The sequence below is a fragment of the Ruminococcus flavefaciens MA2007 genome, assembly GCF_000621845.1.
In the GTDB taxonomy this organism is placed as follows: Bacteria; Bacillota; Clostridia; order Oscillospirales; family Ruminococcaceae; genus Ruminococcus; species Ruminococcus flavefaciens_E.
Genome location: NZ_KK211354.1, coordinates 47480 through 63140, shown reverse-complemented (window position 1 = coordinate 63140; position 15661 = coordinate 47480). Strand labels below are relative to the sequence as shown.

Annotated in this window: 12 protein-coding genes and 1 other annotated feature; of the genes, 5 read left to right on the top strand and 7 right to left on the bottom strand. The window is 47.8% G+C overall.

All coding sequences use genetic code 11. The features are described 5' to 3' along the window. The first annotated feature begins 1 nt into the window (after nucleotide 1). Nucleotides 2-1318 (top strand): protein kinase domain-containing protein, encoded by a 1317-nt coding sequence (locus T497_RS0111905; protein WP_028515803.1) that lies wholly within the window; start codon nucleotides 2-4, stop codon nucleotides 1316-1318. A 166-nt stretch (nucleotides 1319-1484) separates the two neighbouring features. Here T497_RS0111905 and T497_RS0111900 read toward each other — a convergent pair whose 3' ends face one another. After that, nucleotides 1485-1790, bottom strand: a complete 306-nt coding sequence (locus T497_RS0111900) for a hypothetical protein (RefSeq protein WP_028515802.1) — start codon at nucleotides 1788-1790, stop codon at nucleotides 1485-1487. A 50-nt stretch (nucleotides 1791-1840) separates the two neighbouring features. Further along, the gene (locus T497_RS0111895; protein WP_028515801.1) at nucleotides 1841-3112 is read right to left on the bottom strand and encodes a hemolysin family protein; all 1272 of its coding nucleotides are present in this window, start codon (nucleotides 3110-3112) and stop codon (nucleotides 1841-1843) included. A 552-nt stretch (nucleotides 3113-3664) separates the two neighbouring features. On the opposite strand from T497_RS0111895, the gene T497_RS16770 reads away from it, so the two are divergent. After that, nucleotides 3665-5257 carry a S1C family serine protease gene (locus T497_RS16770; protein WP_051530649.1) on the top strand — a complete coding sequence of 531 codons (1593 nt, stop codon included), beginning with the start codon at nucleotides 3665-3667 and terminating at the stop codon, nucleotides 5255-5257. Between the two features lie 175 nt (nucleotides 5258-5432). On the opposite strand, the gene T497_RS0111885 is transcribed toward T497_RS16770, so the two are convergent. Continuing rightward, nucleotides 5433-8054, bottom strand: a complete 2622-nt coding sequence (locus T497_RS0111885) for a valine--tRNA ligase (protein WP_028515800.1) — start codon at nucleotides 8052-8054, stop codon at nucleotides 5433-5435. 185 nt (nucleotides 8055-8239) lie between these two features. Then, nucleotides 8240-8476: a binding site (T-box leader), on the bottom strand. A 402-nt stretch (nucleotides 8477-8878) separates the two neighbouring features. Here T497_RS0111885 and prfB point away from each other — a divergent pair. Further along, entirely contained in the window at nucleotides 8879-9997 is a 1119-nt protein-coding gene (gene prfB / locus T497_RS0111880; protein WP_028515799.1) for a peptide chain release factor 2, read from the top strand. Nucleotides 9998-10107: 110 nt separating this feature from the next. Here the strand turns inward: prfB and T497_RS0111875 are convergent, their stop codons facing one another. The 4 genes from T497_RS0111875 to gdhA form a co-directional block, all read right to left on the bottom strand. Beyond that, nucleotides 10108-10485 (bottom strand): DUF4363 family protein, encoded by a 378-nt coding sequence (locus tag T497_RS0111875; protein ID WP_028515798.1) that lies wholly within the window; start codon nucleotides 10483-10485, stop codon nucleotides 10108-10110. After that, nucleotides 10482-11189 (bottom strand): DUF421 domain-containing protein, encoded by a 708-nt coding sequence (locus T497_RS16765; protein ID WP_080693371.1) that lies wholly within the window; start codon nucleotides 11187-11189, stop codon nucleotides 10482-10484. Before T497_RS16765 ends, T497_RS0111875 begins: the two co-directional genes overlap by 4 nt. A gap of 54 nt (nucleotides 11190-11243) precedes the next feature. Continuing rightward, complete coding sequence (locus T497_RS16760) at nucleotides 11244-11867, bottom strand: AAA family ATPase (protein ID WP_037325043.1); 624 nt, start codon at nucleotides 11865-11867, stop codon at nucleotides 11244-11246. A gap of 247 nt (nucleotides 11868-12114) precedes the next feature. Then, nucleotides 12115-13482 carry an NADP-specific glutamate dehydrogenase gene (gene gdhA / locus T497_RS0111860; protein ID WP_028515797.1) on the bottom strand — a complete coding sequence of 456 codons (1368 nt, stop codon included), beginning with the start codon at nucleotides 13480-13482 and terminating at the stop codon, nucleotides 12115-12117. A gap of 367 nt (nucleotides 13483-13849) precedes the next feature. Between gdhA and T497_RS0111855 the strand changes: the two genes are divergently transcribed. Both T497_RS0111855 and T497_RS0111850 read left to right on the top strand, forming a co-directional pair. Then, nucleotides 13850-14356: an HD domain-containing protein gene (locus T497_RS0111855; protein ID WP_028515796.1), complete on the top strand. Its 507-nt coding sequence runs from the start codon at nucleotides 13850-13852 to the stop codon at nucleotides 14354-14356. A 24-nt stretch (nucleotides 14357-14380) separates the two neighbouring features. Beyond that, entirely contained in the window at nucleotides 14381-15649 is a 1269-nt protein-coding gene (locus T497_RS0111850) for an O-acetylhomoserine aminocarboxypropyltransferase/cysteine synthase family protein (protein ID WP_028515795.1), read from the top strand. The last annotated feature ends 12 nt before the right edge of the window (nucleotides 15650-15661 follow it).

Genomic DNA, 15661 nt, shown 5'->3' with positions numbered 1-15661 from the left:
CATGGCAGAACTAAAAGTAGGATACAAGGGCAGAACTGTATATAATTCCACATTTACCATTCTCGAATTCCTCGGCGGCGGCGGACAGGGCAATGTCTACAGAGTCGAGTGCGGCGGCAAGGAAATGGCGCTGAAATGGTATCACAAGTCCACTATCGACAAAATGAAGAACCCGCAGGAATTCTACGAAAACCTCAAGGCTAACATAAAAAAAGGCGCTCCCACAAGCGCATTCCTCTGGCCTGAGGAGCTCTCCAACTGGATAGACGGCAGCTTCGGCTACATCATGCCACTCCGTCCAAAGGGCTATGAGGAGCTTACGCGCTTTCTGCTGTGGGATCCCAAGACACGCCGCATGAAGGCAAGCTTCGCAAATATTACTGCTCGCTGCAACGCAGCTATCAATATCATCGAGGGCTTCCGCGCTCTCCACAACGACGGCTACAGCTATCAGGACCTGAATAACGGAAACTTCTTCATAAATCCGCAGAACGGCGACGTTCTCATATGCGACAACGACAATGTTTCCGAGCGCGGCGTAAACTTCGGTATCGCAGGCAAACAGCGCTATATGGCTCCCGAGGTAGTTCTCGGCGGAGCTCCCGACAAGCGCTCTGACCGCTTCTCGCTGGCTGTTATCCTGTTCCGTATGCTGTTCATCGAGCACCCTCTGGAGGGCAAGTATTCTACTCCCCCGTGTATGACTCCAGAGCTTGAGAAGAAATTCTACGGCAGCGATCCTGTTTTCGTTCTCGATCCCGAGGACGACAGAAATGCCGCAAACAATCAGCTCAACACAAATACTCTCCGTTTCTGGAAGATATACCCAGACTATATCCGTGATCTGTTCATTCAGTCCTTCGGAAAGGGCTCAGTTAAGCCCCCATATGACCGCGTTATCGAGCTCACATGGCTTGACGCTTTCGTAAGGCTCAGAAGCGAGACTGTCCCCTGCCCTCACTGCGGCAAGGAAACATTCATCGCGCCGAAATACTCCGTGAATTGTATGTACTGCGGCGGTCAGCTCACCTGCACAGAGAGCATAAAGTTCAAGCGCTTCGAGCTGCCCTCATTCGGCGGAGCTAAGCTCTACGAGGGCATGACAGGCGATACCGACGGCGACTTCCACAAGGTCATCGGCGAGGTAGTACGCAACAAGAAAGATCCAAGCAAGCACGCTCTGCGCAATCTCACCAACGATACATGGAGCGTAAAGCTCCCCGACAATACGGTAAAGACCGTTGAGCCGCAGGGCATAATGCCTATAAACAAGGGCTTCGTCCTCACTATCGGCAGAAGCGAGGGCACTGTAGAATGACAAAGAACCCGAAACAGTTATACTGTTTCGGGTTCTTTTGTAGGGGACGCCGCCCTCGGCGTCCCGTCAATTACGTTGCAAATAACATGAAATCATTGTAGGGGCTGGCGTCCCCGACAGCCCGTTAGTTCCGTTGCAATTGTGGGACGCCGTCCCCTACAAATGGTTATTCCGAATCCTTGGAACGGCGTTTCTTACATAGGCATTTTACTATACCTATAATAATCAGCACAGGAGCTATAATTATCAGCAGAAGTCCTGCCTTTTCAATGATATTGAGCTCCCCGAACAGCCTGTCTGTCAGGAATATCGCAGTGGGAGCGTCCGCACCGCCGATAATGCCTATTCCCTCAGGCTCGGGAGCTGTAAGAATGCTGACCAGCAGGAATATAGTCCGGATATTAGCCAGTATACCTGCCAAAAGCAGTATTGCTCCCGAAATTATATACGCCTTGCCGCTTTTCTTTTTCATGGCTTCACCCCTGATAATCGCATGGGCGGATAATATCCGCCCCTACAATACTATTCTTCGTCCTCGTCTTCTTCGTCATCATCGTCGGTGGGAAGCACCTCGATAATGACCTTTTCAACGTTCTGCTCGTTTACCTCGGCGGCAGTTATGCGGAAGATACCGCTCTCGGCGGTCTCGCCTGCCTCGGGGATATGCTCCATGACATCTGTCACCCAGCCGCCTACGGAGGTATAATCCGTGGTTATCATGTCCTCGTCAAGGTCAAGCATTTCCAGCATATCGCTTATGCTCATATCGCCTGCGACCTCGTATTTATCGGGAGCAAGCATCATTATATTGGTCTCTATCTCATCGTCCTCGTCGTATATCTCGCCGACGAGCTCCTCGATGATATCCTCAAGGGTAACGATACCCTTGGTGCCGCCATACTGGTCGATAACTACTGCAAGGTGTACCTTTGAGCGCTGCATATCGCGCATAGCCTCGCTTATGAGCTTGGTATCGGCAATGTGAGGGACTTCCTGTATAATGGAGTTCACATCGTTTCCGCCCTCAACAAGCATTTTGAAGAACGCCTTGTTTGTGATGATACCCACAATATTGTCAAGGCTCTTCTCATAAACTGGCAGACGGGAGTACATCTCGCTGCTGAATATCTCCTTTATCTCGTCGATAGTAGAGCCAAGCTCCACGCCTATGACCTTGACACGGGGGATAAGTATCTCGTTTATGGTTATCTCGTCAAATTCAAGAGCGCTCTTTACCAGCTCGCTCTCCTGCTCCTCGATAACGCCCTGCTCCTCTATCTCGTCTATCATGTATTTCAGCTCGTCCTCGGTAACGCTGGGAGCTTCATCGCCTTTGGCAATAGCTGACGAGAGCTTGTTCAGCAGCCACACAAAGGGCTTGAACACCATAACAAGGAACGAAAGGGGCGTCGCAAATGCCAACGCCAGTTTTTCAGCATTTTTCTTGGCGTAGGACTTTGGGAGCACCTCGCAGAAGATAAGCACAAGCACGGTTATCACAATAGTGGACACCGCTGCGCCTTTGCTGCCCATTATACTTATAAATATGATAGTGCTAACAGACGATGTGGCGATATTGACGATATTGTTGCCGATAAGGACTGCCGTCAGCACCTCGTCGAAGCGGTTTGCAAGCTTCAGGGCTTTTTTTGCTTTTTTGCTGCCCTGAGCCTCATAATTCTTCAGGCGAAGCTTGTTCACGCTGGAAAAGGCGGTCTCTGTGCTTGAAAATATCGCGGAAAATATCATCATCGCAACTACAAGAACTATCTTCCATATATCTGAACTGTCCATAGTTTTCCTTTCCTTAATAATATATAATATTTTTATTATATCATAAAAAAACAGAAAAAGCAACATTCGCGGCTAAAAAACTAATGTTTATAATAACTTTAACGTGAAAAAGGCGGCGTGGGCTCCGCGCTTATATCATATATATCAGAATAATGCAAGTAATTTGGGTAATTAGTGAACTGTTATTTATGCTGATACTATGAACGGGATTCCAAAGGGACTGTGTTCCTTTGGTCAGGTCAAGAGTGACTCCCTACAGTGTAGGGAGGTGTCCGAAGGACAGAGGGTGCCGGACACGATTAGTGTCGCCTTGCAAGTAAAGGCGTCTCTTAAATGGGACGTCGAGGACGCCGTCCCATACAATCTAATAGCTAACGGCTAAGGACAATTGGCTGTTTTTTCACATTCAAACCCGAATTGTGATAGAAATTACACATAAAATTCTCAAAAACATTACATTTGCCGCAAATTAATATCACAAAGGGCTAATATAATATAATCACAGGCTGAGGGAGAACCTCAGAAAAATAATTGAAAAGGAACGTGAATAATATGAGTGAGTATAACTACAATTACAATAACCAGCAGAGCCCAAATAACAACGGTGAGAATTATAACGGCTTCAGTACCGACAGCGCTGAGGCTCCCAAAAAGAAAAAGCACACAGGTCTGAAGGTAACTGCCTTTATCATGGCTATGGCTTTAGTATCAGGCGGCTCAATCGGTGCTTACCGCTACTTCGCAGGCGAGAACTTCTCAGGTGATTCAGTCATCGAGGAACTTGAAGACGACGCAAAGTCCACCACAAAGGAAGCTACTAAAGAACTCCTCGCTTCAAAGGCAGTAAGCCTTATCAAGCCTCAGGAGATCGGCGGAAACGCTCTCTCAAATGAAGAGATAGTTGAAAAGGTACTCCCCTCTGTAGTAGGTATCGAATCAACATTCACCACTGAGCAGACCATAAGCAGCGGTCTCGACGGCTTTGAGGACTTCTTTGATTTCGGTTTCGGCTTCGGAAACGGTTTCGGCAACGGCTTCGGCGGCAACAACAGAAGCAGTGAGCCTGTAACAAGAGAATACAAGGGCACAGGTACAGGTGTTATAATCTCAGAAAACGGATATATCGTCACAAACGCTCATGTTATCTACGACGGCGAATACGGCGGAGAAAAAGCAGACAGCGTTTCAGTAGTTCTCGATGACGACAAGACATATGACGCTGAGATAATCGGTTATGATACAGACTGCGACCTTGCAGTTCTGAAAATAGACGCAACAGGTCTTACAGCCGCTGAATTCGGCAACAGCGACGAGCTCAGACTTGGCGAATCAGTTATCGCTATCGGCAATCCTCTCGGCTTTGAGCTCATGGACACCGTTACAGGCGGTATGATATCAGGTCTTAACAGAAACATCACTATCAACGACAAGGCTATGAACCTTATCCAGACCGATGCCGCTATCAATTCAGGAAACTCAGGCGGTCCACTTATCAACAAGTATGGTCAGGTAATCGGTATCAACTCCTCTAAGATGTCATCTTCATACTCATCATCGGGAGCTTCTATCGAGGGTATCGGCTTTGCTATCCCCTCAAATCTTACTTCTTCTATCATTGACGACCTTATGAAGTTCGGCTATGTAACAGGCAAGCCGCAGCTGGGTATCAGCGCTCAGACTGTATCCGAGACTGACGCAAAGATGTACGACTGGCCGACAGGTATCTATGTTTATGCCGTAAACAAGGGCAGTGCCGCTGAAAAGGCAGGTCTCCGCAAGGGCGATATCATCACTGAGGTCGACGGCGAAAAGGTTGCTTCAAACGAGGAGCTCATTGCTCAGCTCAACAAGCACTCCGCAGGCGAAGAGATCGAGATAACCTTTGTAAGAGACGACGAGAACAAGACCGTCAAGGTAACTCTCGATGAAAAGGTAGTCGAGCAGTCAAAGGACGATGAGTCTGAAAAGAGCAAGTCCAAGAATAACAGCAAGAACGAGGAAAAGTCCGAGGAAGAGGACGAAGACGAGGCTGACGAAAAGGACAGCGAGGACGAAAAGAAGTCCGAGAAGAAGAGCAAGTCCGACAAGGCTGAAAAAGCCGAAAATTCTGAAAAGTCCGATGAAGCTGAGGACGAGGAAAAATAAGCGCTTATCATTACTCCTTCATAATAAAATAACAGCAAAAAAGCTCCCTGTATAGGGAGCTTTGCTGTTATATACAATAAATCACCATATATTTCGGGGCGATGTAGGCATCGCCCCCTACAAATGATACTTCTTAATAAAACATATGGGCGGCAATAAATGCCGCCCATTTTGCTTATTTTCTGAATGCTGCGATAGACTGCTCTATCTTAGCCATTTTCTCCTCAGCCTTTGCAAGCTTAGCCTTTTCAGCGTCAATGAGCTGAGCAGGAGCCTTTGCGATAAAGCCATGATTATTGAGCTTTCCGCTGAGGAAGTCTATATCCTTCTGAACCTTTGCCTTTTCCTTTTCGAGACGTGCTATCTCCTTCTCCTTGTCAACCAGCTCGTCCATAGGAATAAAGATACGTGCTGAATCTGTAACTGCGTTTGCAGAATCGGGGATATCGAACTTGTCGCCTGTCTCAACTGCGGAAGCGGAAGCAAGCTTCTCGAAGAATACTGCACAGGAGTTGAAGAGCTCCTTGTCGGCAGTCTCGATGAAGAGCTTAGCCTTTACCGACGGCGGTACGTTCATTTCTGTACGTGTATTTCTTACAGCCTTGATAGCTGAGATTATCTTCTCGAACGCCTTCTCCTCGGCTGTAAAGTCGATAGAAGCATCGTAAGTCGGGTAAGTTTCGAGGATTATCATGGACTTCTCGTTGTTGAGGACCTGCCATATCTCCTCGGTGATGAACGGCATGAACGGGTGGAGGAGCTTCAGCATCCCCTGCATAGCCCATACAAGAACTGCCTGAGCCTTTGCCATTGTCTCGCCGCCTGCCTGTATACGTGGCTTTGTGAGCTCGATGTACCAGTCGCAGAATACGTCCCAGATAAAGTCGTATATCTTCTGTGAAGCAACGCCAAGCTCGTACTTGTCCAGGTTCTCGCCTACTTCCTTTGCAAGCTGATTGAACTTGTTTACAAGCCACTTGTCCTCTAATTCAAGCTCTGTTGGAAGTCCCTTGAACTCAAAGTCCTCGGGGAGGTTCATCATGATGAAACGTGAAGCGTTCCAGAGCTTGTTTGCGAAGTTACGGGCAGCCTTTACCTTGTCGTCGATATAACGCATATCGTTTCCGGGTGAGTTGCCTGTTGCAAGCATGAATCTGAGAGCGTCAGCGCCGTACTCGTTGATAACTTCAAGAGGATCGATACCGTTGCCCAGCGACTTGGACATCTTGCGTCCCTGTGCGTCACGTACAAGACCGTGGATAAGAACTGTATCAAAAGGTACCTTGCCCATGTTCTCCAGACCGCTGAACATCATTCTGATTACCCAGAAGAAGATGATATCATAGCCTGTTACGAGAGTATTTGTTGGGTAGAAGTACTTGAGGTCCTCTGTGTTCTCGGGCCAGCCCAGTGTGGAGAAAGGCCAGAGCGCAGAGCTGAACCATGTATCGAGAGTATCGGGATCCTGTCTCATAGGCTTGCCGCACTTAGGACAAACCGCACTGCTCTCCTTTGTAACTACCATTTCGCCGCACTCGTCGCAGTAGAATGCAGGTATCTGATGTCCCCACCATATCTGACGGGAGATACACCAGTCCTTGATGTTTTCGAGCCAGTGGAAGTATATCTTGTCAAAACGCTCGGGAACGAACTTTGTATCGCCGTTCTTTACAGCCTTTATAGCCGGCTCTGCAAGGGGCTTCATCTTAACGAACCACTGAGTTGATACCTTTGGCTCAACAGTTGTTCCGCAGCGGTAGCAGGTACCTACATTATGGCTGTACTCCTCTATCTTAACGAGAGCGCCTTCCTTTTCGAGGTCCTCAACTATCTTCTTTCTTGCCTCGTAGCGGTCCATGCCTGCGTATGCAGGATAATCGTCAACGATAGTAGCGTCGTCGTTCATTACATTGATAACGGGCAGCTTGTGGCGGAGACCTACCTCGAAGTCGTTAGGATCGTGAGCAGGAGTTATCTTAACTACGCCTGTACCGAAGTCCATTTCAACATAATCGTCAGCAACGATAGGTATCTCTCTGTGAACGATAGGCAGTATAACTGTCTTGCCAACGAGGTCTGTGTAGCGCTCGTCCTTTGGATTTACTGCAACAGCTGTATCACCGAGGAGAGTCTCGGGACGTGTGGTAGCAAGCTCCAGATAGCCGTCGCTGTCCTTTATCTTATAGCGGAGGTGCCAGAAATGACCAGCCTGATCCTCATATGTTACCTCAGCGTCGGAAAGTGATGTGCGGCACTTGGGGCACCAGTTGATTATACGCTCGCCTCTGTAAATGAGACCTTTTTCATAGTACTTGATGAAAACTTCCTTAACTGCCTTTGAGCAGCCCTCGTCCATGGTGAAGCGCTCTCTTGACCAGTCGCATGAGGAGCCCAGCTTCTTGAGCTGCTCAACGATACGTCCGCCGTACTGCTTCTTCCACTCCCATGCACGCTTCATGAAGCCCTCTCTGCCGAGGTCCTCCTTTGTAACGCCTTCCTTGCGCATAGCCTCAACTATCTTAGCCTCTGTAGCGATAGCAGCGTGGTCTGTACCGGGAAGCCACAGTGCACTGTAGCCGCTCATTCTCTTCCAGCGGATAAGGATATCCTGTAATGTTTCATCGAGGGCGTGTCCCATATGGAGCTGTCCTGTGATGTTCGGAGGAGGGATAACTATAGTGTAGGGCGTTTTCTTGGGATCAGCCTCTGCACGGAAACAGCCCTTGTCGTTCCATGCGGCGTAGATACGGTCCTCAAAATCCTTTGGATCGTAAGCCTTTGCAAGTTCCTTTGCCATTCAAATCTTCCTTTCGATCAATTCATAATTCATAATGCATAATTCATAATTAGCGGTATCGCCTAACGGCGATATATTTGAAACGTTTCACGGCAGTATAATTTAAATCCGTCAACGAAGCTGACCTCTTAAATTATGCATTAATAATTATGCATTATGAATTAAAATCGCCCTGAACCGTTAAGGTTCAGGGCGAACTAAGTCCGTGTTACCACCTGAATTCGGGAATATCTCCCGCTCTCTGCGAAGCCGCTCAGCTTCTTCCCCTGTAACGTGAGGATCACGCCGCATACTACTGAGCAAAGCCGTTGGCATGCGAAGCTCCGAAGCTACTTCCGCAAGCCCCTCATACTGCCTTTCACCGCGCGGCAGCTCTCTGAAAATCGGGTATCTCACGTACTCCTCTTCATCATCGCCTTTGAATACTTTTCTATTATACACGATTATATTGCGTTTGTCAAGACCGATTTAGCCGTTAGACTTTAGCTGTTAGAACTAAGAGCTAAGAACTAAGATTTTGTAGGGGCTGCCTTTGGCAGTCCGCATTTTACGCAACAAATATAAATAACATATTGTAGGGGACGACGTCCTCGGTGTCCCACAATTGCAATGAAACTGACGGGCTGTCGGGGACGCCAGCCCCTACATTCGGTCATTTGAAGTCGTTTTGTCAGGCGCGGACCGCCAAAGGCAGCCCCTACATTCTCCATTCTCAATTCAGCGACGTTCCCTACAAAAAAACGCAAATTTTCTCTTTTCCCCCTTGCAGTCCGCCAAAAACTGTGATATAATATATGTATCTATGTTTGAAAGGATTTGAAACTATGATAATACTTGACGAACTCAGAGTCGAAATGACGGGCTACCGCAAGGAAATGGCGGAGCTTGCCGACGTTCTGAATATAGAAGCCGCCAAGAAGCGCGTTGCGGAGCTTGGCGAGGAAACTGCAAAGGAGGGCTTCTGGGACGACCTCGAAAACTCCCAGAAAGTGCTGAAAGAGCAAAAAACTCTTGAAAAGAAGATAGAAAAGTACAATAAGCTCAACGAAAATCTCGAGGATATCATCACTCTTATTGAGCTTTCTATCGAAGCTGACGACGAGAGCGACATTGACGAGATAAAGAAGGAGTCCGACGCCTTCAAAACCAAGCTGGAGGACGAAAAGCTGGCTACTCTCCTCACAGGCGAGTATGACAACTCCAACGCTATCCTCACATTCCATGCAGGCGCAGGCGGAACAGAGGCTCAGGACTGGGCAGAAATGCTCTACCGTATGTACAACCGCTGGGCTGAGCGCCACGATTTCAAGGTGGAACTTCTCGACTACCTCGACGGCGACGAAGCAGGTATGAAGTCCGCTTCTATCCTTATTGAGGGTGAAAATGCTTACGGCTATATGAAGTCCGAGTCGGGCGTTCACAGACTTGTGCGTATATCGCCATTTGACGCTTCGGGGAGACGTCACACATCTTTTGCGGCTCTCGAAGTTATGCCCGAGATCGACGATTCTATCGAAGTTGATATCCGTCCCGAGGACATCGAAATGGAGGTTTACCGTTCCAGCGGTGCAGGCGGTCAGAAGGTAAACAAGACCAGCTCCGCTGTACGTCTTATCCATAAGCCCACAGGTATCGTTGTTTCCTGTCAGACTCAGCGAAGCCAGTACCAGAACAAGGACTACGCTATGAAGATGCTCCGTTCAAAGCTCATCGAGATAAAGGAGCGTGAGCACCTTGAAAAGATCGAGGATATCAAGGGAGTTCAGAACCAGATAGCATGGGGCTCACAGATACGTTCATATGTATTCATGCCCTACACCCTTGCAAAGGATCACCGCACAGGCTTTGAAAACGGCAATATTCAGGCAGTTATGGACGGTGATATCGACGGCTTCATCAATGCTTATCTGAAGTCTCTTTCACACGGAACACTGGAAAAGTAAGTTTAGAGTTGAAAGTGGAGAGTTGAGAGTTTTTATACGCTCAGCTCTCCTTTTTATAACATCGCCGCAGCGATACCTTAAACTCTCAACTCTGAACTCTCAATTCTCAACTAAAAAACACTATTCCAGAGCGGCGTTTCGCCGCTTTTCAGCATTTCAAGCATATCGCGGAGCTCTGCAAGCTCCGCCGTCATCTCGTCCTCTTCATTTTCGGCAAGGTGAACTATCCGCGAGCACAGTCGGTCTATCTCCACAAGCTTGTCATATTTCAGCAGTACCGAAGCCCATTCACGGAAATGCTCCCACTCGTCGTTGATTTCCCGAGCTTTTTCAGCAGCTCCCGATATATCGCCGTTTTCTTCAAGTCCGCATATAACGTCTATCTGTGACAGCATGGCGTCACAGCGGCGGTTCACCCACAAGCTCGAAAATATGCTGACTCCGATGAGAAGCAGCAGGATCGCTCCGCTTATTTTAACTCTTGTCATTTTTTCTCCCCCAAGGTCACTATCATCGGCGGAGTCCCCTGCTTATCCGCAATAAAGCAGCTCCCCGAGCTGTCGGCAGTCATGATAAAAACGTCATTTACAACCATTTTATTTGCGGAAAGCAGCATTTCCACCGCAGCTTTGCTCAGCTTCACGGACTCCATAGCCTGCGGTATGAACTTCCCGTCGGCAATTATCAGCACAGGCGGCTCGGAGCACTCCGCGGCTATCTTCATATCCTTTCTCGTGGGAGTATCCAGCGGCTGCTTCTTCATAACGGAAACGCTGCCTGTAGTCTCCACGATAGCGTACTGGACCTCGCCTATATCGAAGATATCCTTGCTTCTCAGCGCCATGAGCAGGTCATCTACGGAAAAGCGCAGCTCCCGCATGATATCGCGCTCAATACAGCCATTCCTGATGATTATCTTAGGACTTCCCGAGATAAGTCGCCGAAGCTCAGGCAGTCTGAGATTAATCCACGACACCATGACCTCAAAGCACACCAGCGACAAAATAGGCGTAACTCCGACGATTATGGGGATATTCACGTCCTCGATAGGCAGTGTTGCGATATTGGAAACAAGGATAGTGATGACCAGCTCCGAGGGCTGGAGCTCCCCAAGCTGCCGCTTACCCATAAGTCTCACGGCGAATATGACAAGTACGTACAGGATAACCGAACGAATCAGTATAACGCACATAAAAACAGCTCCTTTGCAGCTATTGTACCGCAAAAGGAGCTGTTTATTCTTTATTTAGTCAGCAAATCGCTTGTTGTATTCCTCATAAGCCTTTACGATTATCTCTGCGCAGAGTTCGTCCCCCAGCTGAGCGCTGTTGAGGCAAAGTGAATACTGGTCCTTGTCCTGCCATGTTTTGCCTGTATTGACATTGTAGAAGGTCTCGCGGCGCTTGTCAGCCTTTTTCATCACCGACTCCGCTTTTTTCTCCTCAACGCCGTAATCCTGTATGGCACGTTTTATGCGCGCCTCAGTGTCGGCGTAGATATAAACGCTGAAGCAGCCCTTATCCTCAAGGATATAATTTCCGCATCTGCCTACCAGCACGAAGCTGCTTTCCTGCTCCGCTATCTCGTTTATGATACGGCTCTCCATAATAAAGACTTTATCTGAAAGAGGAAGGTTTTCCTCCATAGTCCTTGCGGGATTTGCCGAAAGAAGCAGCGAATAGAGGAAGCTTGTGGGAACATTTTCCTCAGCATTTTCGAGATTTTTAACAGCAATACCGCATCTTTCAGCTGTCATTTTCAGTATCTGACGATTGTAGCAGTTGATACCAAGCTTTTCAGCTACAAGATTACCGATGACGCTTCCGCCGCTTCCGTACTGTCGTTCTATTGTAATGATAGGTTTTTTCATCGGTGTTACCTCCAAATAGATAAAATATTATTGAAACTTTGATAAAATAAGCACAATAGTATTATATCACATTTTGCACATATTTCAAGCATTCAAGCAATAACTATTGTCTAAAACTGATATTTCTATGTTTTCAACAATTTGCCGTCACCTGATTTGTGCATATTATTAGATAAAAAATCTCCCGTCGCGTGACACAACGGGAGATAATAAGTTTACTTTACTGCTTGAACTGTGCAGACTTTAATCAAACGCAGCCCTGAGCCTTCATTGCCTCAGCAACCTTGAGGAAGCCTGCAATGTTAGCGCCAGCCATGTAGTTGCCAGCCATGCCGTACTCCTTAGCAGCCTCATCGCAAGCCTTGAAGATAGACTTCATGATGCCGTGGAGCTTCTCGTCAACCTCTTCAAATGTCCAGCTGAGTCTCTCGCTGTTCTGGCTCATCTCAAGACCTGATGTAGCAACACCGCCAGCGTTTGCAGCCTTAGCAGGACCATAGAGGAGACCATTTGAGAGGTATGTCTCGATAGCCTCAGGAGTTGAAGGCATATTAGCGCCCTCAGATATAGCGTAGCCGCCGTTAGCAACGATTGCCTTAGCACCGTCACCGTTGATCTCGTTCTGTGTAGCGCAAGGAAGAGCGATGTCAAGCTTGATATCGCCAGCGTTGCACTTGAGTGTCCAAACGCTGCCCTCGTGGTACTCAGCATTCTTGTGTGAAGTTCTGCCGACATACTCCTTGATTCTTCCGCGCTCAACCTCCTTGATCTGCTTAACGAGATCAAGTTCGATTCCGTCCGGATCGTAGATATATCCGTTAGAGTCGGAAACTGTAACTACCTTAGCGCCGTACTGTGTAGCCTTCTCTGTAGCATAGATAGCAACGTTGCCTGAACCTGAGATAACAACTGTCTGGTCCTTGAAGCTCTTGCCGTTAGCCTGGAGCATCTCGTTTGTGAAGTAGCAGAGACCGTAGCCTGTAGCCTCTGTTCTTGCGAGTGAACCGCCGTATGTTAAGCCCTTACCTGTGAGAACGCCAACGAACTCGTTGCGGATTCTCTTGTACTGACCGAACATGAAGCCGATCTCTCTTGCGCCTGTTCCGATATCACCAGCAGGAACGTCGCAGTCAGCGCCGATGTGCTTGCAGAGCTCTGTCATGAAGCTCTGGCAGAAACGCATGATCTCTCCGTCGCTCTTGCCCTTAGGATCGAAGTCGGAACCGCCCTTGCCGCCGCCCATAGGCAGTGTTGTAAGGCTGTTCTTGAATACCTGCTCAAAGCCGAGGAACTTGATGATTCCGAGGTATACTGATGGGTGAAGTCTGATACCGCCCTTGTAAGGTCCGATAGCAGAGTTGAACTGGATTCTGAAGCCTCTGTTTACCTGTACCTTGCCGTTGTCGTCAACCCAAGGAACACGGAATATGATCTGTCTCTCAGGCTCTACGATTCTATCGAAAACGCCTGCGTCGATAAGGTCCTGTCTCTTCTCAGCAACGGGCTGGAGAGTCTCAAGAACCTCTGTAACTGCCTGGATAAACTCAGGCTCGCCTGGATTTCTCTTCTTAACTGTTTCTAAAAGATCGATAAGATACTGATTTTTTAACGCCATTGTTAAAAAACCTCCTTTTCAAAATTCTGCGACTAACGCAGTTCACGAATAATTATAGCACTCTGAACCGCATTTTGCAATACCTTAAAGCGGTGAAATTTATTTTTTTCTTGTTTTTGTCCCTACTGCACAAAACGCTCACCTTTTTTTATTGATTTCTTACAATATTTTTGTATAAGCCTACAGTTCCGCTCTGTATTTTTTGTAAGATATGGTTTACATAGGCTTCGACAGGCTTCGGCAAGCAGGATTTATTTTTTTATATTTTGCTGTTTTTATATTGATTTTTTATGCGTTTTATTGTATAATATCTATATTGGATATTTTTCCGATGTAAAGAGAGAAAGACAGCAAGGAGGGAAACGATATGCTCAGAGCCATATGTTCCCGAAAAGAGCTCACCGCCAACAGCTATTACGACTGCGTAAAGGATATAATCGGCTGTCAGCAGGTACAGGAGCTCAGGTCTATCACCCACCATATATCAACGACTCGCTTCCAGCACTGCGTGAATGTCTCGTACTATTCCTACATGGTATGCAGAAAATTCAATCTGAACGCCCGTTCAGCCGCAAGAGCAGGACTTCTCCATGACCTTTTCTATTATGACAGAAAGCAGTACAACTCGGAGAAGACGAAAGGTCAGGCTTCACACAGCGAGAACCACGCCATGCTCGCCTGCGCCAACGCCGCAGAGATAACAAAAATATCCAAGCTTGAACGTGATATGATAGAGAAGCATATGTGGCCCGTGACCAGACCAATGCCTAAATACAAGGAAACATATATCATAACAATCATTGACAAATACTGTGCCGTCCTCGAATTCTGCGTACCAAAAGTCCAGCGCATAGTTCACAGGAAACCACAGTAATATATATAATGGAGGTATCCTACAATGAAGATCGAAACCAAATGCCTGCACGCAGGCTACACCCCAAAGAATACTGAGCCCAGAGTCGTACCTATAGTACAGAGTACTACATACGTTTACGATTCAACAGACGACGTTGCGGCAGTATTCGATGATCCCACCAAAAGCCTTATCTATTCGCGCTTTGAGAACCCAACAGTTATGGCTGTTGAGGACAAGATAGCCGCTCTCGAGGGCGGTATCGGTGCAATGTGTACCTCCAGCGGTCAGGCAGCTTCACTGCTCTCCCTGCTCAACATCTTAAAGGCAGGCGACAGCTTCATCTCAGCTGCTACTATCTACGGCGGTACTATAAACCTTTTCGCTTACACACTGAAAAAACTTGGCATTGAATGTATTTTCGTTGACGCAGACGCTTCTGAATCTGAGATAAGAGCTGCATTCAAGCCCAACACAAAGGCAGTTTTCGGCGAAACTCTCGCAAACCCTGCCCTCACAGTATTTGATATTGAGAAATTCGCCAAGATAGCTCACGAAAACGGCGTTCCTCTCATCATCGACAACACCTTCCCAACACCTATCCTTTGCAGACCCATCGAGTTCGGAGCTGATATCGTTATCCACTCCACAACAAAGTACATGGACGGTCATGCAGTTCAGGGCGGCGGCGTTATCGTTGATTCGGGAAACTTTGACTGGACAAACGGCAAGTTCCCTGAGTTCACAGAGCCTGACGAGAGCTATCACGGAACTATCTATACAAAGACCTACGGCAAGGCTGCATACATCATCAAGGCAAGAATGCAGCTCATGAGAGACTTCGGCTGCTATCCTTCGGCACAGTCTGCATTCTACCTCAATCTCGGTCTTGAGACTCTCCATATCCGTATGAAGGAATACTGCATAAACGCTATGAAGGTAGCCGAATACCTCGAAGCAAACAAGCACGTTGAGTCAGTAAACTACCCCGGACTCGCAAGCAATAAGTACCACGAGCTGGCTAAGAAGTACCTCCCTGACGGTACAAGCGGCGTTATCTCCTTTATTATCAAGGGCGGCAGAAACGAAGCTGTCAAGTTCATGGATTCCCTCAAGCTTGCTTCAAACGAGGTCCACGTTGCTGATATCCGTACCTGCGTGCTCCACCCTGCAAGCGCTACTCACCGTCAGCTCACTGACGAGCAGCTCGTTGCAGCAGGCATAAACGGCGGTCTTGTAAGACTCTCAGTTGGACTTGAAAACGTTGAGGATATCCTCGACGACCTCAGACAGGCATTTGCAGCTCTCGACTAAGCACTTAATCTC

Bases quoted from the DNA above. Each gene is read 5' to 3' on its own strand.
- T497_RS0111875 (WP_028515798.1), bottom strand. From the start codon at position 10,485: ATGACAAGAGTTAAAATAAGCGGAGCGATCCTGCTGCTTCTCATCGGA.
- T497_RS16770 (WP_051530649.1), top strand. From the start codon at position 3,665: ATGAGTGAGTATAACTACAATTACAATAACCAGCAGAGCCCAAATAAC.
- T497_RS0111850 (WP_028515795.1), top strand. From the start codon at position 14,381: ATGAAGATCGAAACCAAATGCCTGCACGCAGGCTACACCCCAAAGAAT.
- T497_RS0111885 (WP_028515800.1), bottom strand. From the start codon at position 8,054: ATGGCAAAGGAACTTGCAAAGGCTTACGATCCAAAGGATTTTGAGGAC.
- gdhA (WP_028515797.1), bottom strand. From the start codon at position 13,482: ATGGCGTTAAAAAATCAGTATCTTATCGATCTTTTAGAAACAGTTAAG.
- T497_RS0111895 (WP_028515801.1), bottom strand. From the start codon at position 3,112: ATGGACAGTTCAGATATATGGAAGATAGTTCTTGTAGTTGCGATGATG.
- T497_RS0111905 (WP_028515803.1), top strand. From the start codon at position 2: ATGGCAGAACTAAAAGTAGGATACAAGGGCAGAACTGTATATAATTCC.
- T497_RS0111855 (WP_028515796.1), top strand. From the start codon at position 13,850: ATGCTCAGAGCCATATGTTCCCGAAAAGAGCTCACCGCCAACAGCTAT.
- T497_RS16760 (WP_037325043.1), bottom strand. From the start codon at position 11,867: ATGAAAAAACCTATCATTACAATAGAACGACAGTACGGAAGCGGCGGA.
- prfB (WP_028515799.1), top strand. From the start codon at position 8,879: ATGATAATACTTGACGAACTCAGAGTCGAAATGACGGGCTACCGCAAG.
- T497_RS16765 (WP_080693371.1), bottom strand. From the start codon at position 11,189: ATGTGCGTTATACTGATTCGTTCGGTTATCCTGTACGTACTTGTCATA.
- T497_RS0111900 (WP_028515802.1), bottom strand. From the start codon at position 1,790: ATGAAAAAGAAAAGCGGCAAGGCGTATATAATTTCGGGAGCAATACTG.